Annotated in this window: 22 protein-coding genes; 4 read left to right on the top strand and 18 right to left on the bottom strand. The window is 42.2% G+C overall.

Features of this window, described 5'->3' with window-relative positions; translation table 11 throughout:
- Positions 1–46 precede the first annotated feature (46 nt).
- The 9 genes from ACRWQN_RS04135 to rpsF form a co-directional block, all read right to left on the bottom strand.
- Positions 47–1,288, bottom strand: coding sequence for a dicarboxylate/amino acid:cation symporter (locus tag ACRWQN_RS04135; RefSeq protein WP_434939859.1), 1,242 nt, complete (start codon positions 1,286–1,288; stop codon positions 47–49).
- 270 nt (positions 1,289–1,558) lie between these two features.
- The gene (locus ACRWQN_RS04130) at positions 1,559–2,485 is read right to left on the bottom strand and encodes a DUF7281 domain-containing protein (RefSeq protein ID WP_434939858.1); all 927 of its coding nucleotides are present in this window, start codon (positions 2,483–2,485) and stop codon (positions 1,559–1,561) included.
- A gap of 3 nt (positions 2,486–2,488) precedes the next feature.
- Positions 2,489–3,709, bottom strand: coding sequence for a phosphoenolpyruvate carboxylase (locus ACRWQN_RS04125; protein ID WP_434939857.1), 1,221 nt, complete (start codon positions 3,707–3,709; stop codon positions 2,489–2,491).
- Entirely contained in the window at positions 3,706–4,371 is a 666-nt protein-coding gene (locus ACRWQN_RS04120; protein ID WP_434939856.1) for a hypothetical protein, read from the bottom strand. Before ACRWQN_RS04120 ends, ACRWQN_RS04125 begins: the two co-directional genes overlap by 4 nt.
- Complete coding sequence (locus ACRWQN_RS04115; RefSeq protein WP_434939855.1) at positions 4,371–8,051, bottom strand: ATP-binding protein; 3,681 nt, start codon at positions 8,049–8,051, stop codon at positions 4,371–4,373. The genes ACRWQN_RS04120 and ACRWQN_RS04115 overlap by 1 nt, the downstream gene beginning before the upstream one ends.
- Before the next feature lie 347 nt (positions 8,052–8,398).
- Entirely contained in the window at positions 8,399–8,851 is a 453-nt protein-coding gene (rplI, locus tag ACRWQN_RS04110) for a 50S ribosomal protein L9 (protein ID WP_226411369.1), read from the bottom strand.
- A 42-nt stretch (positions 8,852–8,893) separates the two neighbouring features.
- Positions 8,894–9,121 (bottom strand): 30S ribosomal protein S18, encoded by a 228-nt coding sequence (gene rpsR, locus ACRWQN_RS04105; protein ID WP_226411370.1) that lies wholly within the window; start codon positions 9,119–9,121, stop codon positions 8,894–8,896.
- A gap of 12 nt (positions 9,122–9,133) precedes the next feature.
- The gene (gene priB / locus ACRWQN_RS04100) at positions 9,134–9,436 is read right to left on the bottom strand and encodes a primosomal replication protein N (RefSeq protein WP_226411371.1); all 303 of its coding nucleotides are present in this window, start codon (positions 9,434–9,436) and stop codon (positions 9,134–9,136) included.
- A gap of 8 nt (positions 9,437–9,444) precedes the next feature.
- The gene (rpsF, locus tag ACRWQN_RS04095; protein ID WP_226411372.1) at positions 9,445–9,837 is read right to left on the bottom strand and encodes a 30S ribosomal protein S6; all 393 of its coding nucleotides are present in this window, start codon (positions 9,835–9,837) and stop codon (positions 9,445–9,447) included.
- 216 nt (positions 9,838–10,053) lie between these two features.
- On the opposite strand from rpsF, the gene ACRWQN_RS04090 reads away from it, so the two are divergent.
- Together ACRWQN_RS04090 and ACRWQN_RS04085 are read left to right on the top strand one after the other, a co-directional pair.
- Entirely contained in the window at positions 10,054–10,797 is a 744-nt protein-coding gene (locus ACRWQN_RS04090; protein ID WP_434928156.1) for a DUF481 domain-containing protein, read from the top strand.
- 47 nt (positions 10,798–10,844) lie between these two features.
- Complete coding sequence (locus ACRWQN_RS04085; protein WP_434939854.1) at positions 10,845–12,254, top strand: MFS transporter; 1,410 nt, start codon at positions 10,845–10,847, stop codon at positions 12,252–12,254.
- Between the two features lie 74 nt (positions 12,255–12,328).
- Here ACRWQN_RS04085 and rlmB read toward each other — a convergent pair whose 3' ends face one another.
- From rlmB to zapE, 8 genes are all read right to left on the bottom strand, one after another.
- Complete coding sequence (gene rlmB / locus ACRWQN_RS04080; RefSeq protein WP_226411375.1) at positions 12,329–13,081, bottom strand: 23S rRNA (guanosine(2251)-2'-O)-methyltransferase RlmB; 753 nt, start codon at positions 13,079–13,081, stop codon at positions 12,329–12,331.
- A 4-nt stretch (positions 13,082–13,085) separates the two neighbouring features.
- Positions 13,086–15,662 (bottom strand): ribonuclease R, encoded by a 2,577-nt coding sequence (gene rnr / locus ACRWQN_RS04075; protein WP_434939853.1) that lies wholly within the window; start codon positions 15,660–15,662, stop codon positions 13,086–13,088.
- A gap of 35 nt (positions 15,663–15,697) precedes the next feature.
- The gene (locus ACRWQN_RS04070; protein WP_434928150.1) at positions 15,698–16,330 is read right to left on the bottom strand and encodes a tetratricopeptide repeat protein; all 633 of its coding nucleotides are present in this window, start codon (positions 16,328–16,330) and stop codon (positions 15,698–15,700) included.
- A 132-nt stretch (positions 16,331–16,462) separates the two neighbouring features.
- Positions 16,463–17,758, bottom strand: coding sequence for an adenylosuccinate synthase (locus ACRWQN_RS04065; RefSeq protein ID WP_434928149.1), 1,296 nt, complete (start codon positions 17,756–17,758; stop codon positions 16,463–16,465).
- Between the two features lie 72 nt (positions 17,759–17,830).
- Positions 17,831–18,016 carry a DUF2065 domain-containing protein gene (locus ACRWQN_RS04060; RefSeq protein WP_434939852.1) on the bottom strand — a complete coding sequence of 62 codons (186 nt, stop codon included), beginning with the start codon at positions 18,014–18,016 and terminating at the stop codon, positions 17,831–17,833.
- Positions 18,017–18,118: 102 nt separating this feature from the next.
- Positions 18,119–18,511, bottom strand: a complete 393-nt coding sequence (gene rpsI / locus ACRWQN_RS04055) for a 30S ribosomal protein S9 (protein WP_235086614.1) — start codon at positions 18,509–18,511, stop codon at positions 18,119–18,121.
- 15 nt (positions 18,512–18,526) lie between these two features.
- Complete coding sequence (gene rplM, locus ACRWQN_RS04050; protein WP_226411384.1) at positions 18,527–18,958, bottom strand: 50S ribosomal protein L13; 432 nt, start codon at positions 18,956–18,958, stop codon at positions 18,527–18,529.
- 279 nt (positions 18,959–19,237) lie between these two features.
- Positions 19,238–20,347 (bottom strand): cell division protein ZapE, encoded by a 1,110-nt coding sequence (gene zapE / locus ACRWQN_RS04045; RefSeq protein ID WP_434939851.1) that lies wholly within the window; start codon positions 20,345–20,347, stop codon positions 19,238–19,240.
- A gap of 350 nt (positions 20,348–20,697) precedes the next feature.
- Between zapE and degQ the strand changes: the two genes are divergently transcribed.
- Both degQ and degS read left to right on the top strand, forming a co-directional pair.
- Positions 20,698–22,047, top strand: coding sequence for a Do family serine endopeptidase DegQ (degQ, locus tag ACRWQN_RS04040; protein ID WP_434939850.1), 1,350 nt, complete (start codon positions 20,698–20,700; stop codon positions 22,045–22,047).
- 172 nt (positions 22,048–22,219) lie between these two features.
- Entirely contained in the window at positions 22,220–23,296 is a 1,077-nt protein-coding gene (degS, locus tag ACRWQN_RS04035; protein WP_434928146.1) for an outer membrane-stress sensor serine endopeptidase DegS, read from the top strand.
- Positions 23,297–23,421: 125 nt separating this feature from the next.
- Here the strand turns inward: degS and murA are convergent, their stop codons facing one another.
- Positions 23,422–24,681, bottom strand: a complete 1,260-nt coding sequence (murA, locus tag ACRWQN_RS04030) for a UDP-N-acetylglucosamine 1-carboxyvinyltransferase (protein WP_434928144.1) — start codon at positions 24,679–24,681, stop codon at positions 23,422–23,424.
- Between the last annotated feature and the right edge of the window lies 1 nt (position 24,682).

The raw sequence follows: 24,682 nt of genomic DNA, 5'->3' as shown, positions 1-24,682 counted from the left end.
ACGGCCTTAAATAAGGCCGTTTTTTTATGATGCATAAAGCTAGCTATTACACTTTTTCTTCAACACGGTGTGGCGCTTCGGTTTGATCTACAATAGTTAATACTGCGGTATCGCCCACTACATTACATGATGTCAGCACCATATCAATAATACGGTCTAATGCAGCCACAATGGCAAAAGCTTCTACTGGCAAACCCATTTGATGGATTAATACGCCAATCATCACCATACCACCGCCGGGCACACCACCTGCACCGACAGACAATAAGAACACACTAAACAGTAATGCCGGAATTTGCTCATTACTGATTGGCATGCCATAGGCATTGGCCACAAAGAAAATAGCGATAGTAATATAAATGGACACCCCGCCCATGTTCATCGTTGCCCCTAACGGCACGCCAAACCCTGCAACCGCTTTGCTGACACCAAGCTTGTCAGTAAGCGTACGCATAGTGACTGGAATGGTGGCATTTGATGATGCGGTCGACAATGAGAACAGGATTTGTTCTTGGGTTTTAGCGCGGAATGTTTTCGCTGAAATAGGCGTAAAAAAGCTGACTGCATAGGGATAAACCACAAAAATCCATAGCAGTAATAAGCTTAAAATGAGTACTAAATATTCCACCACGCTGACAAAGACTTCTGGCTCTAAAGTCGCCCCTAGTTTGAACATCAAGGCAAACACCCCGATAGGCGCAATGCTCATCACGACAGAAATCAAACGCATCATAATCTTGTTAGCGGTTTGAAAGCCTTTAACTGCCCCCTCAACGGCACTGCCCATTGACTTCATTACGCCACCTAATAGCAACGCCATAAAGATCACCTGTAACATATTGCCTGAGGTGAAAGCAGAAAAAGGATTGTTAGGCACAATACTGACAATTAAGCTGACTAGGTTAGGTAATTCTGTTGCGGTAATGGCAGCGGTATCGCTACTACTCATATCAACGCCTTTGCCGGGTTCAATAAGCATAGCCACGGTAAATGCTGCCAGAATAGCTACCACGGTATTTATGATATAAAAACCAAAGGTTTTACCGCCTAAGCGGCCAAAGCTTTTTAAATCTTGCAGTTCACATACGCCGCAAATAATACTGACAAATACCAGTGGTACCACAAGCATCATGATCATATTAACGAACATGGTGCCAATTCCGCCGGTAATATTGACTAACGTACCGGAGAAAAATGCTACATCAGCCAGTGCAAATTGCACAATACTGCCTAAAATTACCCCTAGAAAGAGCCCGGTAAAAATACGGGCTGATAATGACTTCATCATTGACTTGTACATCCTTTTTATTGCCTAGATTGATTCAGGCTTGTTGTTTTAGTGCCAAGATACTGAGGCATCAACATTCAGATTTCAATTAGTTGATGAATAAAAAAGTTAATTAACAGGTAAAAAATCAATACACCAAACATAAACTCATGATTTAAATTGATAAAATAACAACTAAAACAATAAAGTTGGATAAAAAAACGATTAACCTATCGCAAACAGCATAATCAATTACAAAAGCATATTGATTAGTGAAAACAAGAGGTCAACCTATTCTTGAATAGGGATTAATGTTAATACAAGCTGATGCGCTAACATATGTTGCTGTTTGATACTGATGCGCTGTTGTTGCAACCAATCTATTAACTTGCCCCAATCATGTAAAGCTAGCTTACTGAGGTACTTCTGTTGTCGCCATTGTTTATCAAAATCATCAGCATCATTTAATGGCGACAATGGAGATTGTTGAAATAATTGAGCTGGCTGAGATAACGAAAATACGGCTTCATTGACCAATGAAGGCGTAATCATGTACCTGCAACCTTGGAGTAGATGCGCAATTTGCAATCCTGCGGGATCTAAGTCGGTAAAGGCGCTGATCTGCATGATTGGCTGTAATACTTCATTTTGTGCAATCACGTGCAGTAGGCGTTTACAGCCTGCTGGTGAATGCGCGCCACTGCCTCGATAAATAATCAGGGCTTGCGATGTAATACTGGCTAGCGGCGGATCAAATTGAAAGTGCTTGAACTCATCAAAGCTGTCTAAGTTTTCAACCACAATAAGATGCTGCAAGTTAAATTGAAGACAAACGTCTACCACCTGCTCAACCGTCATTCTCAGGCTATATTGTGCTGCAAAAGGTGGATAACAATGATGCGGAAGTTTGACCAAAACATAATTGGCATCGGGGCGAATATTGGCATACTTCTCTTTTTTACCTTGGGCGGCTAAGGTATTTCGTGGCTGATTAAAGTTCGCATCCTGCACATCAAAGCCAGTATCGAGTTGTGCCATTTCACGCAGTAAATCGCGATCTTTACCACTAAAATATAAATATTTATCCGCACCATCAGGCTCACCAATAGCAAATTGATCAAATATTTTTTGCCAATTTCTGGTGAGTTTAGTCCGTGGAGATCGATTGACCACCACGGTTTGGATTGCATTAAACTGTGTTTTGGTTAACTTAGCCACACGCTACGCCAGCCACAATTCAACGTCGGTTACAATGAAGTTACCAGTATAAATCGGATCAGGTTTGCCTATAGGTTCTAACTCAAAGTACTGTTTATGCTCCATAGGTAAGGCTTCGTAGCCACCAATCACCTGATACAACCAACTCTCGCTGTCCCAGTTGAGCTGCTGCTGATCTAAATATTCCAGTGCAGATTGACGCAAGCCTGAGTCAATAATGGCGCAAAAATATTCATCAACGGCCACTTTAAGTGGGTTGTCAGGAATATCGAAATCTTCTACATCGGTTATTTCGAAAGTGAAATTCGAATCTCGCTGAATCACACTACGTTCATCACGGCTGATGGCTTTAACTTGTGCCACCATGTTCATCAGATCAAGCTCATGATGCGGATTACTAACGTCCAAATGTGCAGGTTTTAATATGGCTTCAGCATAATTAAACAAAGCGGGAACGGTATTGTGTCCAGCATGATTATCGGGGTGGTAATCAGGGTGTAAACTGGTGTGTAGCAGCCAACCTTTTAATAAACGGGTACGGCCTCTAATTTGTCTAAAACGTCCCAGTAATTCAAATAACCGCCCCTGTACTACGCTGAGCTCTTGGGTACAGTAACTTAAGGTATCTTGTAAACTGGTGATCAATAAACGGCGCAGCTCACGAATATCGCCAGCTATTTCGCCCAGTTCACTGAACTGGAACATTTCTAAGCCGTTCAATAGCTCGCTGACCTGGCTTTGAGCTAATTCGTTTTCTCGGATTTTGGCGTTAATGGTGCCAACATAACCAAACTCATTGTTAATGCGTCCCCATAGCACCCGAATTGAATAACGTAAGCTGTCGGTAAAGCTGTAAACATGCTCACTTAAATCGGCAAGGTATGCCTCTGCGGCGCTATGATCAACATTGTGGCGGGCTTCTTTGTAGTGATCGGCTAAGGTTTTTATGGTCGCTAATGCAGAGCCAACATTGGAGTCAATTTGACGATTGCGCTCATCGCTCAAGCCTTCTTCTAACAATGCCCGCACTGAACGCTTCAAACGTAATTCTTGATCGGGCTCTGGTCGCCATAACAAGCCACTTTTTTTCAGTTTTTCAATCACAGCCGGGTCATGACTTGATTCATTAACTGAGCCCGCTAGATAGGCATCCATAATCACATCGGCATGCCGAGCGAGCTGTTTAAGCAGCTTTACCCCTGCTTGATGCAAGTTATTGCTCATATTAACTCCCGCTGGGTTGCGGTTTCAGCCTGTGCTTCTAAGCTTAACCCTTCGGTTTCATCAATAAAACGGATCACTTCATACAAGTAATCTAATTTACCGGTAGCAATATAAATTTGTTTTTCTACGTTCGGTTTAGTTAAATAACCCAGTTCAACTAAACGCTTAAATACCAGCTTGATTTGGCCGTCAACATTAGTACTGCTTGAACCAAATAAACGATAATGGCTTAGTTTGGTCAGTTGCTCACTAAAAGCGGGGGTATCTTCAATACGCGCTTGCAGCTCAGTTAATCGAATGGGTGCGCCTTCGCTTAATGGGGCATCTTGGCCACTGGCTTCTTGAACTAACACTAACCATTCCACTAGGGGAATTAGCGCGCCGCAGATTTCTTTAAACTGGCTAGAGACCACTTTGCGTTCACTTTCGCCCAGTTGCAAATAACCACAAAAAAATACTTCCCCTTCACCAGCGCTGGCAATGGTGCGATTTATTTGATTCAAATAGCTTTCTACACGTTCACGGGTACTGCTATTTTTCAGTGCTCGCCAACCGTCTTCATTGGTGACGCGGCAAATAAACTCGCCGCGCAACAATTGTTCAATAATGGCGCCTGCGCCCACTAATACAGTGTCATGGTTATGATAAACTTCGCTAGTCATTATGCTAACTCCTCTGTTTTAGCGTTGTGCTGGTTTAAACGTGCTGCTAATGGATTCGCTTTAGGCTTAACCACTTGTAATTTTTTAGTCTGTTTGTTGATGATATAACGGTTAGCAAACAGATTTAACACTTCTGATTCAGGGTTAGGGAATGCACCTAACACGCTGATATTGTTGTTTTCACAAGCATCAAATATCTTCTTCACGTTAGTATGATGCAAGGTGCCCAGCTCATCTATCGGCCAGTGAATAGTCACATCGGCTTTACCACGCAATAATCGGGTAAAGGCCAGTAAAAACTTACATAAAATAAGGTAAGCCATACCATGACTGGAAGATTCATTTAACTGGCGATCGGTGCGAATAATTAGATCGCTGTTACCCTCTTTCAAGCGCAGTTCAATCTCCAATAATTTGGCAATACCGCCGGTTAATGCCGCTCGACCAATGATGTCTAATGCGCGGCGCATACTGTTAGTGTAATGCTCGTCAGGAAGGCTGCTGAAGTTGTCGGCTTTCCAGGCTTTAAAGGCTTTTACAAACACCTCAAGCTCTGGCCAAAACTCTAACTCACTAATACGTGAACGAATGCGTACCGCAGATTCTGATACACCATCAAGGAATAACTCTTCACCCACTTCACGGGTAATACGGGCACTTTGGGAGGCGATACGACGGTCAATGTCAGCTAACACATCGTAATATGCGCTTAAATCGACCCCAAAAATACGCCCCTGTTCACGAATGGCCATTAACGATTGTGGCACCATTACGTTTAATAGCTGCTCAAGCTGCGGCACCAGCTTACGATAATCTAATAAGCGAATACCTTTGTCATTCACATAACTCGATTCTTCACGGGCACGTTCCCAAAACTCAGCCAAACTAGAGCCTGATTTGCTGGCAATCACGCTATCAAAATGCTCGATATATTGCTTCACTGAGCCCTGTAAATAATCACGTTTAAGTAATAAGTCTTCACCCTGGCGTAAACGTTCACCAATGCCGCCGCTAGCCTCTTCTTTATTAGCCGGCAGTTTCAGTTCAGCCAACTTACGCATAACCGCACGCAGTTTGGTGAGGTTTTCAGACGCTTCCACCTGAGCGGCATCAGATGCTTTACGCTGGGTTTCTAAGTCTGTACGGCGGCTCTTAATATCATTGGTTTTGTTGGTTAGCTGCTGTTCAAGCGCTAAAGCCGCTCGTTTAACATCCGCAAGCTGGGTTTGCAGTTTAGGTTTTCTAGATAGCCAGGTATGTTGATACCAGTCGTCATATCGCAGTACATCGCTACGGCGTTGTTCTGCATGGCTAATTTTGGTTTCTAATTCACGTATTTCACGCTTTAGCGCTAAAATTGCACTTTCATCAACACCGCGGGATTTAAGCTCGTTTTTATACCAGGTTTCACAGGCTTTTTGTTCGGTTTTGGCATTGCTTCGGCGCTGTTCAATATTGGCCTTAATTTGCCCCAGTTGATTATCAATAGCACCGACCACTTCTTGCCAATAAGCATTTTTTTCCATACGCGCTTCAAGCGCTTGGGATTTTTGCTCAGACAACCAATCAACATGCTGGTTTTTCAGTTGCTTCAATTCATTATCTAACTGAATTAATCGCTTGCCCGATTCCGCTTTACGCTCGGTGAGCGCGTGATCAATACGTTGTTGCTCACTGCGTTTTTCATCAAATAATCGGCGTAAATCTTCACGGCTATTTTTATAGGCTGTACGGGCAAAGGTCAGTTCACGGTTAAGTTTGTCTAACACATCGTTCATGGCCACAAGCTGATCTTCATGTTCAGCCTGCAACTCTTGTGCACTTTTAAGGGCTTCTTCGGCCTTAGCTAAACGAATCCGTAAATCCTGCTCAGATTGTGCATAATCAGGCACATCAATGGCTTTTAGGTCAATATGGACCCCAAACAATGCATCACTGTCTTGGTTAGCAACACTGGGGTGTAAATCGGTGCGATGCAGTAACTCTGGCGCAATGACTTTGCCAAAAGAATGTTCCCAACCGACCGCTTCTTTACGTAAGAATTCTAATAAAGTATGCGATTGCGGAAACAACATGTGATGAATGTCTTCTTTGGCTTGCTCACGCTCATTAACACGAATACTGGCAATGCGCAGCGACTCATTAGCTTGATCACGCTTGGCGCGCTGCTTGCGCTCTTCTGTGGTTAACCGCTCTACCTTTTGATTACAACTTTCCTGCTCTTCGTCAGCGAGGCTAATGCGCTCATCAAAAATGGCCAAACGCAGCTTTTCATCTTCAGTATATGACACGCTATCGACTTGATGTTTAAGTTCAGCAGCGGTTAACTTAAGTTGATATTCTTGTTCGCTAAACTTAGCTTTACCAGCATCGGTTTGTTCGCGCCAAAAGCCTTCAAGTTGAGTTAAATCGTCATTGGCTAACTCACGTTGTTTGTCACGGGTTTCACGCTGAGTATCTTGCTCTTTGTGTAATGTCTCTAATTCACTGTGTAATTGCTCGGCAATTTTTGAACGTCTGCCATTAAAGGCAGCTTCAATGTCCTGATGTTTTTCAGTTTGTAATTTGTGACGCTCATTTAAGTTTTCAACATCTTGGCGCCAGCTGGGCAAACTGTCTAAATCTGCTTTTGCTTGATCGATATCAGCATCTAAGAAACCACCATGCTGCTCTTCAATCGCATCTAATTCATGCTCACACTTCTGGGTGTCACCTTTGGCGGCAGATATTTCATTTTGTAATTCATCACGGATTTCTTTCCACTCTTCATCAAGCATTTTAAGCTTAAGATTAAGCTCTTTTGCCAGTGTTTGGTTAGCATCTTGGCGATCCGCTTCTAAGGTTTCATCATTTCGATAACCACGGGATAAACTGGCAAGGCGCATTTCAGCGCTCAATAACTGGTTAAATTCTTGTTCAAGCTTTTCAAATTCAGGACGGATTTGCTCAAAGCCTTGGACTAACTGACTCTCGCGGATCCAAGATTCAACCCTTTGTGGGTTTAATCGAGACGTTGGCGGATTAACGCCATCTTCTTCTAAAATGGCGGCGATCATCGATTTGACCGTTTCCATTTTGCCTTCTTTGGAATGCACCGCTTTGGCGAGTTTTTCAATGTGGCGTAAAGAGTGTTCACTGTCGCACAGGGAGAATTGACGCGCGTAAGTTCGCAGCTCATTACGGTTCGCACCGGTATTAAGCAAACTGCGATCGTTTTGGATAATCGCCCTAAACTCACGGGTATTTAACAGATTAGTATGGGCAACATCTTGGCGTTTTACTTCACGTCCAAGCTCCGCCATTGAATGGCAAATAATGGTATCGCCATTACGATTTTTAACGTAATCCTCAAGCTCAAAACCACGGGCAATAAAGCGATAGTTAACCCCTTTACCATCACCAGCGGATGCTAATACAGCTTGATAAAGCAGCCCATCATCTTTTTGATATTCATAAATGATGTAGCTTGAATCGTGCGGCAAATACCAGCGCTCAAAACTGTCACGCGTTGAGGGTACAACTCGACTTGGATATTCACCGTAAAACACCGGTACCAGACGTTGTAAGGTGGTTTTACCTGATGCGTTTGTACCACAAATATTAGTGTGGCCATTTAATGCCAATTCCACCACACCGGGTAAGTGAGTGTTAATGAGCACGATTCTTATCAAACTAGGCATGAGAGTCCTTTATTAAAACAAAACAAGCGATTCAATTCACTTCGGGATAAAGCCGTGTTAATTTTGCATCTACTTTAACGTTACGAGAATGGGCTTTAAGTTAAATTAATCCGTCAGCGATGGCAATGAGATTCCAGCATTGGATCATACTGTAAATCATCTTGTGATGGCGGTTAACAAAGTAGCAATCGAGTTAAATTAAGTGAATTCTTGGTCGAGAAAAGATATTTTTTGAAGTTGCGATGAATTTAATCTGACATCAAATGATGGTTATGGATATAGCGTTGAAAAACACCCATAAAAAAACACCGCCTATTGGCGGTGTTCTTTTAAAGCGTTAGCAATAATTAAGCTTCTGCAACAACAGAAATCTTAACGATAGCTTTAACTTCAGTGTGTACTTGCACTTCAACTTCGAAGTTACCAGTAGTGCGTAAAGCACCTAGAGGTAAACGGACTTCAGATTTAGCAAGTTCAACGCCAGCTGCAGTTACTGCATCAGCGATGTCACGGTTGCCAACTGAACCGAATAGTTTACCTTCATCACCTGCTTTAGAAGCGATAACAACGCCTTCTAATGCAGTTAATTTTTCAGCACGAGCTGTCGCTGTAGCTAGATCAGCAGCTATTTTAGCTTCTAAATCAGCACGACGAGCTTCAAATACTTCAACGTTTGCAGCATTCGCAACAACCGCTTTACCAAATGGTAAAAGGAAGTTACGTGCATAACCAGCTTTAACAGAAACTTGGTCGCCTAAGCTGCCTAAGTTTGCAATTTTGTCTAGTAGAATTACGTTCATTATCAAATCCTCTTTATTCGATTAGGAATTAATACTGCTATATTACTGATGTAAATCAGTATATGGCAGTAGAGAAAGATAACGAGCACGCTTGATAGCGCGAGCTAGTTGGCGTTGGTATTTAGCACTAGTACCAGTAATACGGCTAGGAACAATCTTGCCGCTTTCTGTTACGTAGTTCTTTAAAGTTACGATATCTTTATAATCAATTTCTGTAACGCCTTCAGCTGTGAAGCGACAGAACTTGCGACGACGGAAATAACGTGCCATTTTGACAGTCTCCTAAGTTTTCAATTCGACATTTTCAGCATGCAAAACTAAACGGTTTTGACCATTTCGTCCTTGTTGGAGTGAAAGAAACCCTTCAACTTCAACCTGCACACCTGCTTTTAATTTATCTGCTACGCTTTTAAAGCGTGGACCACTCAACACCACTTGTATAAGGCAGTATACGTTACGTAATAACTCTGCATCATACTTCTGTGACTTATGTTCTAGCGTAATAATCGTATGATTAATACCGCTGGGACTGCTCATTTGTTTTGAACGCGTAATGGTTCCAAACAAAGTTAAATGGTTATTCACAGAGTAAATTATTCAGCGTTTTCTTCAGCGCTTTCTTCGTCCATACGGTCATCAGAAGATGAACGACGTGTTTCACGTTCGTCTCTTGCTTTTGCCATAGGTGAAGCTTCAGTAACAGCAGCTTTAGTGCGCATTACAAAGTTACGCAGAACAGCGTCGTTGAAACGGAAAGCTGTCTCTAACTCTTCAATAGACTCTGCAGTTGCTTCTACGTTCAAAAGAACATAGTGAGCTTTATGTAGGTCTTGGATTGGGTAAGCCAATTGACGACGGCCCCAATCTTCTAAACGGTGAATTGTACCGTTAGCAGCGGTGATAACACCGGTGTAACGCTCAATCATACCTGGGACTTGTTCACTTTGATCTGGGTGAACCATAAATACGATTTCATAATGACGCATTTATTGCTCCTTACGGTTAAGTAGCCTCTTTTCTGGCTCAGTCAGACCAATGTGGAGGCAAGGAACGAATTAAAGTGACTGATTTGAGCGCGCGATGATACCGAAACTCCCCCACAAACTCAAGTAATAAAGTATTCTTTCCTGTGTTATTGAATACAGGTATCATGTCGGCAGTTAAGAATGAGTTGTAATGGATAACAAGAAATAGTGATCATTATGAAAAAAGCGCTGTCTATCTGCTGTTTGCTGATATTGTCCCCTTCCGCGTGGGCTCTAGTACCACCGGACTATCAAGAGCCCGAGAACGGTTTTAATGCTGAAATTGAAGCCGGGTTGCAACTTAATAGTGGCAATAATGAAACCAAAAACTTCAACGGGCGTACTTATGCGACTTACGACACCCTTAATACTAAGCAAGAAGGCACCTTAAAAGCTTACTACTCTGCTGACGGAAGTGAAGCAACCTCTGAGAAATATGAGGTTTATCTTCAAAGTAACTATAAATTAGAGCGAGGATACGTTTTTGGCCGCGGTGAATTCACCTGGAACCAATACGGCTCGTTCACCAAAATTTATACTATTTCCTCAGGTTATGGTTTTGATTTAATCAAAAACTATAGAACTAAACTCAGTTTAGAATTCGGTCCTGGTTATCGTTATGACTTACCCTCTTCATCTGTTATTGATCCAGAGCCAACGCCAAACAGAGATATCATTTTACGTTCTGCGGCTAAGTACTCTGTAAAGCTACAGGAATATACTAGCCTTAATGCCGATGTGACGGCTGAGACGGGCCAAGATAACAACACCTTGACCTTAGATATGAACTATAGAAATACCTTCATTCAAGATTGGGCATTTAAAATTGGCGTTAACGTTAAATATACCTCTGATGTGCCACAGGACAGTCAGAAGACGGATACAATTACAACATTCAACTTACTGTACACATTCCAGTAATTACGCTTATTTAAGCGGAGTCATAAATAACCTTTAGAGGCAGTGTGATGACCAGTCCATTACGTAGTTTTACCTCGTTATACAGCACCACCTTTATGATGGTACTGGCAGCTGGTCTTCTGACTACATATTTAGGCCTAAAGCTCACTATGATGGACGTGCCACAAATATGGGTAGGTGGCATGATGTCTGCCTACTATATTGGTTTGGTATGTGGATCCAAAGTGGGTCATAAACTCATTGCGCAAGTTGGCCATATTCGTGCCTTTGTTGCATGCGCGGGTGTGGTGACTGCATCTGCCTTAGGTCATGCATTAATTGATAACCTAACCATTTGGTTAATCCTACGTGTGCTTGTTGGCATGGGCATGATGTGTCAATACATGGTGCTTGAAAGCTGGCTAAATGAGCAATCTGAACCGAGTCAACGCGGCACCGTTTTTGCCAGTTATATGATTGTATCTTACTTGGCATTAATGGCTGGCCAAGGCGCCATTAGTTTATACCCAGACTTAGGTATTGAACCTTTACTGCTTATCGCAATTTGTTTTGCTTTGTGTACTGTACCCATTTCAATTACACGCCGTATTCACCCAGAGCCATTAACACCTGCACCACTTAACATGAAGCACTACTGGAAACGCGCCCCGCAAGCACTAACCACGATAGCTTTGGGTAGCATGATAGTGGGATGCTTTTATGGTTTAGCGCCAGCTTATGCTACTGCGCAAGGTATTGAACCTCAATCTGTCGCCTTATATATGTCATGTACTATTTTCGCAGGTCTGCTAGCCCAATGGCCTATGGGTAAACTGTCTGACTTAATGCCAAGAAGCCGCCTTATTCGCATTAACTGTGGTCTGCTTGGTATATTAGTGCTGGTTATTGCTTTGGTGCCTTTTGATGCTCAAATCTCATTAGTCTTAACAGGAATATTTGGCGTGTTGGCTTTTACACTTTATCCATTAGCCACGGCGTTAGCCAATTCTCGTATAGAGCAACATGAGCGAGTTGGATTATCGGCCACAATTTTAGTGACATTTGGTATTGGCGCCAGTATTGGCCCACTTATCGCTTCATCACTGATGCAGCACTTTGGTAACAATATGCTATATGGCTTTATGAGTATTTGTGCTTTCACGTTAGTTATTCGCTTATTATTTATTAATAACAAGCAAAAAGCTGAACAGGGCTCAAGTAATGACTATGTGATGGCAGGTGGAGATTTAGTGTCATCACCATTGGCTGCCTCTTTTGACCCTAGGGTAAATGTGCAATCGGTGCAGGATCAGATGATTAATCCTGATGATAATGCATTTGATATGGTTGGCACAGAAGACGATGTATTAGACGATGAGCCTGATTACACCCAAGTAGTTGATGACAAAAATGATGATGTAATTAACCACGTAGACCAAACTAATATTACAAGCCAAGTAGAAACTCGCAAAACTTAGTCAGACATTGGGTTTAGTTGCAAACACAAAAAAGCGAGCATCAGCTCGCTTTTTTCATCACAAATTAGTGGTCGTTATACTAAACGTTGACGTACCGCTTCAAACAAACAGATACCGGTAGCAACAGATACATTTAAGCTTGAAACTGTTCCTGACATCGGAATAGAGATTAGCGAATCACAGCTTTCACGGGTTAAACGGCGTAAACCTTTACCTTCCGCGCCCATAGCAATCGCTAACGCACCTTTAAAGTCAGCTTGATAGACGTTACTGTCAGCCTCACCTGCGGCGCCAACAATCCACACACCTTTGTCTTGGATGTGTCGCATTGTACGTGCCAAGTTAGTCACTTGAAATAACGGCACAACTTCTGCTGCACCACTCGCAACTTTACTCACAACGGATGTTAGGCCAACAGAATTATCTTTAGGTACGATAACCCCGTGCGCACCAGCTGCATCAGCGTTACGAATACAGGCGCCTAAATTATGTGGATCTGTCACACCATCGAGTATCAAGAAGAAAGGCGTTTTCTGCTCAGCACTGAGTTTATCCAGTAAAGCGTCTAACTCACTTTCAGCAAGCACTTTGGCTGCGGTTACACGCGCTACGACACCTTGGTGCTGAGTACTTTCTGCTTTTTCATCAAGCACTTTTCTCGCTGAACGCTGTGACTTAATACCCGCTTCTTGGGCTGCATTTACTAGAGGCTCTAAGCGTTCATCATCGCGACCTTGCATTAGCCATAATTCAATAACACGCTCTGGGCTGTTTTTTAATAGGGCTTCAACGGCGTGAATACCAAAAATAACATCTTGTTTTTTCATTTAATTACTTTCTCTTACTGCTTTTGGCTTCAGCCGCTTTTGCGGTTGATTCGCTATTGTTGGCTTTATTAGCATCGGTCTTCTTAGCTTTCGATTTACTCGCTAAAGGCTTTTTAACAGCCGTTTTTTTAGCGTCGATCTTTTTGGCGTCAGTCTTTTTTGCGTTAGGTTTTTTAACCCGAGGTTTTTTGCTAGTCGATTTTTTAGCTGGCCCCTTGTTAGCTGAATCTTTGCTAACTGCTGAGCCAGTACCTTCAGAAGCGACTTTCTTGCCACGACCTTTAGACGGTTTATCACCCTCTTTAGCGCCACGAGCAGACTTAGCTCCTTCTAACTTAACACGATCACGCGCCGTAAGTGGCTTGTTGCTGTTGCGGCGTTTGCCCTGACCTTTGCTGTTGTCACCAATCATAATTAAATCAATTTGGCGATCATCTAGGTTAACTGCTGCCACTTTCACACTTACTGGATCACCAACTTGATAAACTTGACGGGTATTCTCACCCACTAAGCGCTGGCGCATAGCATCAAACTGATAGTAATCACTTGCTAAGCTGGATATATGCACCAAACCATCAATGAATAAATCATTTAAGCGCACAAATAAGCCAAAGTTAGTCACCGATGCAATTACAGCGTCGAAGTCATCACCAACATGATCTTGCATGTATTCACATTTAAGCCAGTCGCTCACATCTCGAGTCGCTTCATCTGCTCGGCGCTCAGTGGTTGAGCACTCTTCACCTAATGAATCTAACTCAGCAAGGGTATATTGAAAGCCACCGTCCTGAGTCCACTTGTCTTTAACCGTGCCTTCACTGTTAGCCAGCAGGAACTTAATCACCCTATGGAGGAGAAGATCGGGATAACGGCGAATAGGTGAGGTAAAGTGAGAATACTCTTCTAGGGCTAAACCAAAGTGACCGTCATTATCTGGGCTATAAATAGCCTGGCGCATAGAGCGTAATAACATAACCTGAATGAGCTCTGCATCGGGTCTATCTGCAATTTTCAGCATAATACCTTGGTAATCTGCTGGTGTAGGTTCTAAACCACCTTCCATCGATAAACCACGCTCAGCGAGAAACTCTTTAAAGTTTGCTAACTTTTGCTCAGACGGCGCTTCATGCACACGGTATAACACTTCACCCTTGTTCTTTTTAACGAACTTAGCTGATGCCACGTTAGCTAAAATCATACATTCTTCAATGATTTTATGCGCTTGGTTACGGCCTCTAGGCACAATCTTATCGATTTTGCGCTGTTCATTAAAAATAAATTGCGTCTCTAATGTTTCAAATGCAATGGCGCCGCGCTCAGCTCGTCGTTCATCTAAGGTTAAGTACAAAGACTGTAAACACTGTAAATGTGGAAACAATGCTTGATGTTCAGGGGCAATAACGCCACCTTCTAGCATGTCGGCAACTTGGGTATACGTGAAACGCGCATGGGAATGCATAACTGCAGGGTAAAACTTATAACCTGACAATTTACCGCTGGCGGCAATAGTCATTTCGGCCACCATGCACAAACGATCAACATGGGGATTTAACGAACATAATCCGTTAGAAATTTTCTCTGGCAACATGGGAATAACTTGCGAAGGAAAATATACCGAATTACCACGCTCACGAGCTTCCACATCTAATGCTGAATCTGTGCGCACATAATGGCTGACATCAGCAATAGCGACCCATAAGCGCCAGCCTCCACCTGGTTTTTTCTCCGCATAAACCGCATCATCAAAGTCACGCGCATCTTCACCATCAATAGTGACTAGTGGTAAATGACGTAAATCAACTCGGCCTTGTTTGTCTGAATCAGGCACTTCATCAGGTATACGCTTAAGTTTTTTCTCAATAATATCTGACCAGGTATGGGGTAAATCATAATTGCGCAGTGCAATTTCAATTTCCATCCCCGGTGCCATCGTTTTACCTAGGACTTCAGTGACTTTACCGGCTGCTTTAACAAAGCGACCTGGTCGTCTTGTTAGCTCAACCACCACAACATCACCGGCACGAGCGCCGTTGTTATCTTCATTGGCAATTAAAATCTCTTGGTTGATACGGCGATCATCTGCAATAACAAATGCCATTCCGCCATCAACATGGTATCGGCCAACTAATGCCGCGCTTCGCTCTTGAACCAAACGCACAATGCGCGCTTCTCGGCGTCCACGACGATCTGTACCGGCTTTTTGCGCCAGCACTTTGTCGCCATGAAAATACATCAGCATGTCACGGTTATTGATAAATAAATCGTCACCGCCTTCTTCAAGCTTTAAAAAGCCGAAGCCGTCTCGGTGACCAATAATAGTGCCTGATAGTAAATCCATTTTTTCAGGTAAACCGTAGCTTTGACCCCGAGTAAACACTAACTGGCCATCACGCTCCATCGCGCGTAAGCGGCGACGTAAAGCTTCTAATGGCTCTTCCTCAGTTATTTTTAACGCTTCGGCGATTTTGTCACGGGTAACGGGTGACTTTTGTGCGCGCAAGTACTCTAAAATGTACTCACGGCTAGGAATAGGATTATCGTACTTGTCTTGTTCTCTCTCAAAATGAGGATCGGTGATCATTCAATTTCCAAATCATCGGCATAATATTGTATGCCTTATTGCATATAAAGTTGTTGCTGCTGGGCCCTTTCAACAATACTTGTGGGCATTTTTACAGCAAGTTGTTGTAACAATGAAGTCGCTTTCTTTTGCTGACTCTCATCATCAAAAATACTGTTATAAAGCCAATGATAGCCCATTTCGTAATCTTTTGGGCTGCCATAACCTTCAGCAAACAGTTTAACTAACATCATACGTGCATTTACATCACCATTCGCTGCTGCAGGTAATGTGTATTGCACTGAACGATGTCGATCTTTTACCACCAGTTGTCCTCGGTAGTAATAATCAGCTAATTTTAACATAGCTTCGGCACTGCCTTGCTCGGCGGCCGTTTGTAATATTGCTATTCCACGAGAAGGATGTGCTTTCACACACACGCCGTGATTTAACATTTCGCCCCATAAAAATTGATATAAGGGCTGCTGTAGCACTTCTGCTCTAGCTTCAATATCTTGTACTAACTGGCACTCATCAAGCTTCACACGTTGAAGATATTGATTACTGCGGATCAGATTAATGAGTTGTTCATCGCTATAAATATCATAGGCGCCAGAGACGGCCTTGGCAATTTGAATAGACGAGCCAAATAATAACGTAAGTGTGAGAAATAATGAAAGCCGTAACATAATAATTCTCTATGACAGTTTGATTAACTTATTAATCGGCCGCTGCACACTTTTCTTAAGGACTAAGCCAATACTTTCAAAGCCGCTTTCATTAAAAAGGCCGCTTAACGCGGCCTTTTCACGATATTGATTTTAGTTAAACGGATTAACTAGAATCATGGTCTCATTACGGTCAGGACCGGTTGAGATGATATCGATTGGCGTTTCTAATAGTTCTTCAATGCGTTTGATGTAGTTAATTGCAGCAGCAGGAAGTTGCTCAATTGAAGTCGCACCAAAAGTCACTTCTTTCCAACCTGGCATGGTTTCATAGATAGGTGTAACTAGCTCATAGCCTTCTGCAGCTAGTGGCGTAATTTTAGAAACAGTACCATCTGGGTTTTGATAACCAACACAGATTTTAACTTCTTCTAGACCATCTAATACATCTAGCTTAGTTAAGCAGAAACCACTTACGCTATTGATTTGAACTGCACGGCGCATTGCCACTGCATCTAACCAACCAGGACGACGTTTACGACCCGTCGTCGCACCAAACTCTTGGCCTTTCTCACCAATGTAATCACCAATTTCATTGGCTAATTCCGTTGGGAAAGGACCAGCACCTACACGTGTAGTGTAAGCTTTCATGATACCAAGTACATAATCAATATGACGTGGACCAAAACCTGAGCCTGTTGCAACACCACCAGCGGTAGTATTAGAAGAAGTTACAAATGGATATGTACCATGGTCGATATCCAATAATGTACCTTGAGCACCTTCAAATAGAATTGGCTCACCAGCCTTACGGGCGGTATCTAATAACTCAGTAACGTCAACACATAAACTCTTCAGATAATCAGCAATAGCCAATGCATCATCTAGCGTTTTTTGATAGTCAACAGCTTCTACCTTGTAGTATTCAGTTAACATAAAGTTGTGATATTTCATCACTTCTTTTAGTTTAGTTGCAAAAAGTTCTGCATTGAATAAGTCACCGATGCGAAGACCACGACGTGAAACCTTATCTTCATAAGCTGGCCCAATACCGCGACCCGTTGTGCCAATCGCTTTATTGCCACGCGCTTTTTCGCGAGCAATATCAAGTGCACAATGGAAGGGTAATATTAGCGGACACGCTTCAGATATAAGTAAACGCTCTTCAACAGGTACGCCGCGCTCTTTCAGCATGTTGATTTCTTTCATCAACGCATCAGGGGCAACAACGACACCATTACCAATCAAACATTTTACGTTATTACGTAAAATTCCAGATGGAATTAAATGAAGTACTGTTTTTTCACCATCAATTACCAAAGTATGACCGGCATTATGGCCGCCTTGGTAACGAACTACGTATTTTGCCTGTTCTGTTAAAAGGTCGACAATCTTACCTTTGCCTTCGTCACCCCATTGAGTGCCGAGTACGACTACATTTTTGCCCATTATTAGCTGCAACGTCTTGTGGTATAAAATAGAATTTTAACAGATTTTAGGGGGTTATAGGCAAGTATTTTATTAAAAAATAATCAATAAAACGATCCCCGCTGTGACTAAAGATCCACCTAAGCGTCTGAGAACATTTTGGTTTTGCCCAGAAAGCTCAAATAAATACTTTTTCCATTTTTGTGGAAACAATAACGGACCAAGCCCCTCAACGATTAATACCAAGGCAATTGCTGTCGTTAAAAGCTGTAATGTCATTTGAACTCCCCGTTAATTTGAATGCATTTAGCTTAGTATTATAAAACTGCAGCCAATAAAAAAACCCAGCATAAGCTGGGTTTTTTGTATTCCAAAGGCGAATTAACGCTTCGAGAATTGTGGCTTACGACGTGCTTTACGTAGACCAACTTTCTTACGCTCAACTTTACGAGCATCACGGGTAACAAAACCAGCGGCACGTAGAGAAGGACGTAAAGTCTCGTCTAGTTGCATTAACGCACGAGTAATACCGTGACGAATTGCACCTGCTTGGCCAGTGGTTCCACCGCCTTTAACAGTTACATATATGTCAAATTTATCAGTCATTTCAACTAACTCTAGTGGTTGACGAACAACCATACGAGCAGTTTCACGGCCAAAATATATATCTAGTGGACGTTGGTTAACAACGATTGTACCACTACCTGCTTTAACGAATACGCGAGCAGTTGATGTTTTACGACGGCCAGTGCCGTAGTACTGAGTTGCAGACATTAGCTTACTCCCGTTTTAAATATCAAGAACTTGTGGTTGTTGTGCGGCATGGTTATGCTCAGTGCCTGCGTAAACCTTAAGTTTACGGAACATAGCACGGCCCAATGGACCTTTTGGCAACATACCCTTAACAGCTTTCTCGATAATCATCTCAGGTTTATGAGCTTGCAATTTCTCAAAAGAAATTTGCTTAATCCCACCGATGAAACCAGTGTGCGAGTAATAAATTTTACCAGCAGCTTTGTTACCAGTTACAGTAACTTTCTCAGCATTAATAACGATGATGTAGTCACCAGTATCAACATGAGGTGTGTACTCAGGCTTGTGCTTACCGCGTAAACGAGTAGCAATTTCAGTAGCCATACGACCTAAAGTTTTACCTTCGGCATCAACGACGAACCAGTCACGTGTGACTGTTTCTGATGTAGCATTAAATGTAGTCTTCATTTTTTACAAAAACCCAATGTTTAAAATTCTGTCTCACATGCCAACTGCAAGTCGCAATTAACACAAAATGGACCGATTCTTGCCCCTTCGAGCAGGAATATTGGCTTAAAACTTCCGCCCAATTCGACGGAGTAACGAGGGCAGGTGCGGATTATACGCAAACATAAGACAGAAATCACCTGATATTTATAAAAAGCGTTAAATAGTTTGATCGTTTTAGCAGCACTTTTACTGTTCAATTTTGTATAAAATAACAGCTTATTTAGTGTTAATACTATTTTAAGGTAGATGCTCTAAGGTTAAATAGTCATGGGATTGCATTTCTATTAATCTTGAACGGCAGCGACGAAACTCAAAATTTAATAACCCTTGGGTGTATATAGCCTCTAAAGGGACTTGCGCCGAAATAATCAATTTTACATTACGCTCATAGAATTCATCCACCATCGCTAAAAAACGCCTGGCAATATCATCACCGGTTAACTGTTCACCCATTTGCTCAAGCCCGCTAAGTAGTACCGTATGATAAATTCGGGCTATCTCCATATAATCTCGCTGCGAACGCGGACCATCACACATGTCTCTGAAATTGGCGAGTAACACACCTTGAGACTGCTGACGGATACTAATTAAGCGACCATCAATATTGATAGCATCGGTTAACACCTCAGATTCTGGTGCTAGCTGTTTAAAATAAGCATGTAAATTTAAATCAGCCTGTTCATCGAGTGGGTAATGATAAATCTCTGCTTGTTCTAGGGTTCTTAAGCGGTAATCGATACCTGAATCAACATTTAAAATCTCACAATGCTTATTGATCAGAGCGATAGCAGGTAAGAAGCGAACCCGTTGTAAGCCATTTTTATATAAATCATCCGGAATAATATTAGAAGTAGCCACTAATGCGACTCCTTCCTTAAATAGAGCCTGAAATAACGTGCCCAAGAGCATTGCATCTGTGATATCAGAAACAAAAAACTCATCGAAGCAGATTACTTGGTATTGATTTGCCATTTTTTTTGCGATGGTGAGTAACGGATCTTGCACCCCTTTTAGTTCGCCTAAATCATGGTGAAGTTGATGCATAAAACGGTGGAAGTGAGCTCTGAGTTTTTTATCACCAGGGAGCGCATCATAGAAAGTGTCCATTAAATAGGTTTTTCCGCGCCCGACTCCGCCCCATAAATATAACCCTGTGACCGATATTGTTGGTTTCTTACCAAACATCGATAATATTTTAGAGAGACCTGAAGCAGGTTGCTCCGCAGCGATTAATTCATCAAATACACGTTGCAATGATTTAACAGCTTGTTCTTGAGCTGGATCATGGGAAAAGTTCTCACGGGTGAGATCTTGTTGATAATGCTGCCAAGGGGTTAACTGCGACACGATTATGACTCTCTTACATCAGATAATTGCTGCGAATAATAACATTAAACTTTCAATACGAGTAACCGCGTTAAACGATCAAATTAACCTTTGTTAATCGTTAATGAACTATCAAATCGAAACCGACTCCCAATCAATAACATATTCGCTGTCGCACAACTTTTACATTTTATGACGAACCTAACTTGACGTTCATTTTGAAACAACGACATTTATAGAAACAATTGTTTATAAAAAATTTGAATTCTAACCACTTAATAATTTATCTGATTAACGATATTTAACTTTAATTTACCTCATTCAAGCGCCATATTTTTAGCACTAGCTTGAATGTCCGAGGAGCCATATTAATGAAAACCAAACTAAGCTTACTTTCTGCTGCTCTATTAACCGCATCATTAACTATGATGCCAACCACTTCTTTTGCTGCCATCCCACAGTCTGTTGACGGTCAATCTCTCCCTAGCTTAGCGCCTATGCTTGAACGAACCACACCAGCAGTGGTGTCTGTAGCAGTATCAGGCACTCAAGTATCTAAGCAGCAAGTTCCTGATGTATTTCGTTACTTTTTTGGCCCAAACGCTCCGCGTGAACAAGTCCAAGAACGTCCATTTCGAGGTCTTGGCTCTGGGGTAATTATTGATGCCGAAAAGGGCTATATTATTACCAATAATCATGTCATCAACGGTGCTGATGATATTCAAATCGGTTTAAGTGATGGCCGAGAAGTAGAAGCTAAACTAATAGGTGCAGATAAAGAATCCGATATTGCACTATTACAAATTACCGCTAAAAACCTCACCGCGATTAAACAAACTGATTCAGACGAAGTTCGTGTAGGTGACTTTGCCGTGGCCATAGGTAATCCATTCGGTTTGGGACAAACAGTAACATCCGGTATTGTGAGTGCTTTAGGGCGAAGTGGTTTGGGCATTGAAATGCTTGAAAACTTCATTCAAACCGATGCTGCAATTAATAGTGGTAACTCAGGTGGCGCATTAGTTAATTTAAACGGTGAATTAATGGGGATCAACACCGCCATTGTGGCACCTAATGGCGGTAACGTCGGTATTGGTTTTGCCATTCCTGCAAATATGGTCAATAACTTAGTTCAACAAATCATAGAACACGGTGAGGTAAGACGAGGAATATTAGGGGTAGCGGGTCGTGATTTAGATAAAGAACTGGCTACCGCATTCGGACTAGAAACCCAACATGGCGCTTTTGTTAGCGAAGTGGTGCCAGACAGTGCAGCCGCTAAGGCAGGCATTAAAGCGGGTGATATTATTACCAGCGTTAATGGCCGCAAGATTAAGTCGTTCCAGGAACTGCGCGCTAAAGTGGCCACTATGGGAGCTGATGTAAAAGTTGAATTTGGCCTTATTCGTGATGGCGACACTAAAACTGTTAAAGCAACTTTAGGCAAAGCTGATGCTATTGAAGCCGCCGCAGGCGCATTACATCCTATGCTTCAGGGTACTACCCTTAGTAATGGCTCTAGAGGAGTTGAAATAACCGATGTTGCCCAAGGCTCTCCAGCTGCTATGTCTGGTTTGCAAAAAGGCGATTTCATTGTCGGCATTAATCGCACCCAGGTTAAAGATTTAAAATCCTTTAAAGCCTTGCTAGAAAAACAACAGGGCTCAGTTGCGCTTAAAATACTACGCGATAACAACCTGAGCTATTTAGTTTTACGATAATGATTAATCGATACTGAGAGTAATTGATTTAATATTATTAGTGGTGATTGTTGACTGTAATCACTTAAGTTAATGTTAGCATTCATTAATTAAGCATCGAGCATTCAACCTCGATGCTTAATTTTTTCAGTTATGTTAGTATTTGCGCTATTTACTTAACGTAGATCAGACTATGAACTTTAAAGACATTAGTATTTATCTAGGCAAATCCATTTTATTTGGTCTGATCATGGCTGCCGTTTTCCTTATCGCAACCTCATTTGAAGGCAGTCCGTTTAAAAGCGGTTTAACACAGCGTGCTAATATGGGCAGTGAGTTGTCTTTTGCTAAAGCGGTTCGCCGTGCAGCACCCGCCGTTGTTAATATTTATAGCTTAAGTATTGATCAACGCGCACCACTTAACTCAAGTTCACTGCAGGGCTTAGGCTCTGGCGTTATTATGAGTAATCAAGGTTATATTCTAACCAACTATCACGTTATAAAACGTGCCGATGAAATAGTTATTGCACTGCAAGATGGACGGCGTTTTACCTCTGAAGTGGTTGGCAGTGATCCTGAAACAGATTTAGCCGTGTTAAAAATTGAAGGTGACAACCTCCCTGTCGTGCCGATTAACTTAACTAACCCAGCATTAGTTGGCGATGTAGTTTTAGCCATTGGCAATCCCTATAACCTTGGACAAACAATTACTCAGGGTATTATTAGTGCAACGGGTCGCAGTGGATTAAGCTCAGGCTATTTAGACTTTTTACAAACAGACGCTGCGATTAATGCCGGTAACTCTGGTGGTGCGTTAATTGATACCACTGGTGAATTAATTGGAATAAATACCGCAGCGTTTAAAGTCGGCGGTGATAATGGTGGTAATGGCATTAGTTTTGCTATCCCGATAAAGTTAGCCCACAGCATTATGGACAAACTCATTGCAGATGGACGCGTTATTCGTGGCGCAATTGGTATTTCCGGAGAAGCATTAACCCCAGTTGTGGCGCAAATTTTAAATTTACCTGATTTAAAAGGGGTTTTTGTTACTGGTATTGACCCTAATGGGCCCGCTGCCAATGCAGAGTTACAGCCACGGGATGTCATTATTACTTATGGTAATGACGATATTCCGGGTGTTGAGGTGTTAATGGATAAAATTGCAGAAACACCACCTGGTAACAAAGTGCTATTGACGGTTATTCGAGAGGGATTAAAACTGGAAATACCGGTATTTGTTGTAGAAAAGAACTCTTTCGATCAATAGTCACAACCACAAAACATTCCAACAACACGATATTAAATGGCATAAACTGCCATGAAAAAAGCCATCAATTTAAATTGATGGCTTTTTTATTTAGCAATTAATCGATTGCCTCAAAGCAACTTAAGTTAAGACACGCGTAATACTTCACCGCCTAAGCCTTTAAACTTAGCTTCAATATGCTCATAACCACGATCTAAGTGGTATATGCGATCAACCGTAGTGATCCCTTCTGCCATTAAACCTGCTATGACTAAGCTGGCTGAAGCACGTAAATCAGTTGCCATCACTTGCGCACCGTTTAATGACTCAATACCTTCGATAATACAAGTATTACCTTCAAGTGCGAGCTTAGCGCCCATCCGGCTTAACTCTGGTACATGCATAAAACGATTTTCAAAAATCGTTTCAGTAACTCGTCCAGTACCTTCTGCTAGCGCATTCAGTACACAAAACTGAGCTTGCATATCTGTCGGGAAGCCAGGGTAAGGTGCGGTTTTAATGTTAACCGCTTTTGGACGTTTGCCTTGCATATCAAGCTCAATCCAATCTTCACCTGTCGTAATGGTAGCACCAGCGTCTTCAAGTTTTGATATTACCGCTTCAAGAGAGCCAGGATCTGCCGCTTCACAGCGAATATGCCCACGAGTGACGGCGGCGGCAACTAAAAATGAGCCAGTTTCGATGCGATCAGGCATCACACGATATTCACAACCTTGCAGACGTTCAACGCCTTCAATAGTTAACGTAGTTGAACCAATACCAGTAATTTTTGCTCCCATTGCAATTAAGCAATGGGCTAAGTCTGACACTTCAGGCTCACGGGCAGCATTTTCAATCACTGTGGTACCGTCAGCTAATGCGGCAGCCATCAGTAAATTCTCAGTCGCGCCAACACTGACCATATCCATAAAGATATGTGCACCTTTGAGACGACCATCTACACGTGCTTTTATATAACCTTCTTTGACTTCGATTTTAGCTCCCATTAGCTCAAGGCCATGAAGGTGTAAATCAACAGGCCTTGCACCAATAGCGCAGCCACCAGGCAAAGACACATCTGCAGTGCCGTAACGGGCAAGCAGTGGGCCTAAAATTAAAATAGATGCGCGCATGGTTTTTACCAAATCATATGGCGCACAAAATTCATTTAGGTTAGTGGTAGAAATCCGTACTTTACCTTGGCCTAACTCTTCAACGTCAGCACCTAAACAGCGTAACAACTTACAGCTAGTACTGACATCTCGCAGGCTTGGAACATTCGTTAAAATAAAGTCAGTTTCAGCCAGTACACCTGCCATTAAAATTGGCAATGCCGCATTTTTAGCACCTGAAATAACAACACTGCCAGATAAAGGCTGGCTAGCTTTAATGGTTAATTTATCCACT

The organism is Shewanella sp. HL-SH8 (assembly GCF_051165765.1).
GTDB classification, from domain to species: domain Bacteria; phylum Pseudomonadota; class Gammaproteobacteria; order Enterobacterales; family Shewanellaceae; genus Shewanella; species Shewanella glacialimarina.
Note: the sequence above shows the minus strand (reverse complement) of the source record. Positions and strands in the feature narration are given on the sequence as shown.

What these genes read in the sequence shown, in the direction of transcription:
- ACRWQN_RS04135 (WP_434939859.1), bottom strand. Translation starts at nt 1,288, where the DNA reads ATGATGAAGTCATTATCAGCCCGTATTTTTACCGGGCTCTTTCTAGGG.
- ACRWQN_RS04125 (WP_434939857.1), bottom strand. Translation starts at nt 3,709, where the DNA reads ATGAGCAATAACTTGCATCAAGCAGGGGTAAAGCTGCTTAAACAGCTC.
- ACRWQN_RS04120 (WP_434939856.1), bottom strand. Translation starts at nt 4,371, where the DNA reads ATGACTAGCGAAGTTTATCATAACCATGACACTGTATTAGTGGGCGCA.
- ACRWQN_RS04115 (WP_434939855.1), bottom strand. Translation starts at nt 8,051, where the DNA reads ATGCCTAGTTTGATAAGAATCGTGCTCATTAACACTCACTTACCCGGT.
- rplI (WP_226411369.1), bottom strand. Translation starts at nt 8,851, where the DNA reads ATGAACGTAATTCTACTAGACAAAATTGCAAACTTAGGCAGCTTAGGC.
- rpsR (WP_226411370.1), bottom strand. Translation starts at nt 9,121, where the DNA reads ATGGCACGTTATTTCCGTCGTCGCAAGTTCTGTCGCTTCACAGCTGAA.
- rpsF (WP_226411372.1), bottom strand. Translation starts at nt 9,837, where the DNA reads ATGCGTCATTATGAAATCGTATTTATGGTTCACCCAGATCAAAGTGAA.
- ACRWQN_RS04090 (WP_434928156.1), top strand. Translation starts at nt 10,054, where the DNA reads ATGAAAAAAGCGCTGTCTATCTGCTGTTTGCTGATATTGTCCCCTTCC.
- ACRWQN_RS04085 (WP_434939854.1), top strand. Translation starts at nt 10,845, where the DNA reads ATGACCAGTCCATTACGTAGTTTTACCTCGTTATACAGCACCACCTTT.
- rlmB (WP_226411375.1), bottom strand. Translation starts at nt 13,081, where the DNA reads ATGAAAAAACAAGATGTTATTTTTGGTATTCACGCCGTTGAAGCCCTA.
- rnr (WP_434939853.1), bottom strand. Translation starts at nt 15,662, where the DNA reads ATGATCACCGATCCTCATTTTGAGAGAGAACAAGACAAGTACGATAAT.
- ACRWQN_RS04070 (WP_434928150.1), bottom strand. Translation starts at nt 16,330, where the DNA reads ATGTTACGGCTTTCATTATTTCTCACACTTACGTTATTATTTGGCTCG.
- ACRWQN_RS04065 (WP_434928149.1), bottom strand. Translation starts at nt 17,758, where the DNA reads ATGGGCAAAAATGTAGTCGTACTCGGCACTCAATGGGGTGACGAAGGC.
- ACRWQN_RS04060 (WP_434939852.1), bottom strand. Translation starts at nt 18,016, where the DNA reads ATGACATTACAGCTTTTAACGACAGCAATTGCCTTGGTATTAATCGTT.
- rpsI (WP_235086614.1), bottom strand. Translation starts at nt 18,511, where the DNA reads ATGTCTGCAACTCAGTACTACGGCACTGGCCGTCGTAAAACATCAACT.
- rplM (WP_226411384.1), bottom strand. Translation starts at nt 18,958, where the DNA reads ATGAAGACTACATTTAATGCTACATCAGAAACAGTCACACGTGACTGG.
- degQ (WP_434939850.1), top strand. Translation starts at nt 20,698, where the DNA reads ATGAAAACCAAACTAAGCTTACTTTCTGCTGCTCTATTAACCGCATCA.
- degS (WP_434928146.1), top strand. Translation starts at nt 22,220, where the DNA reads ATGAACTTTAAAGACATTAGTATTTATCTAGGCAAATCCATTTTATTT.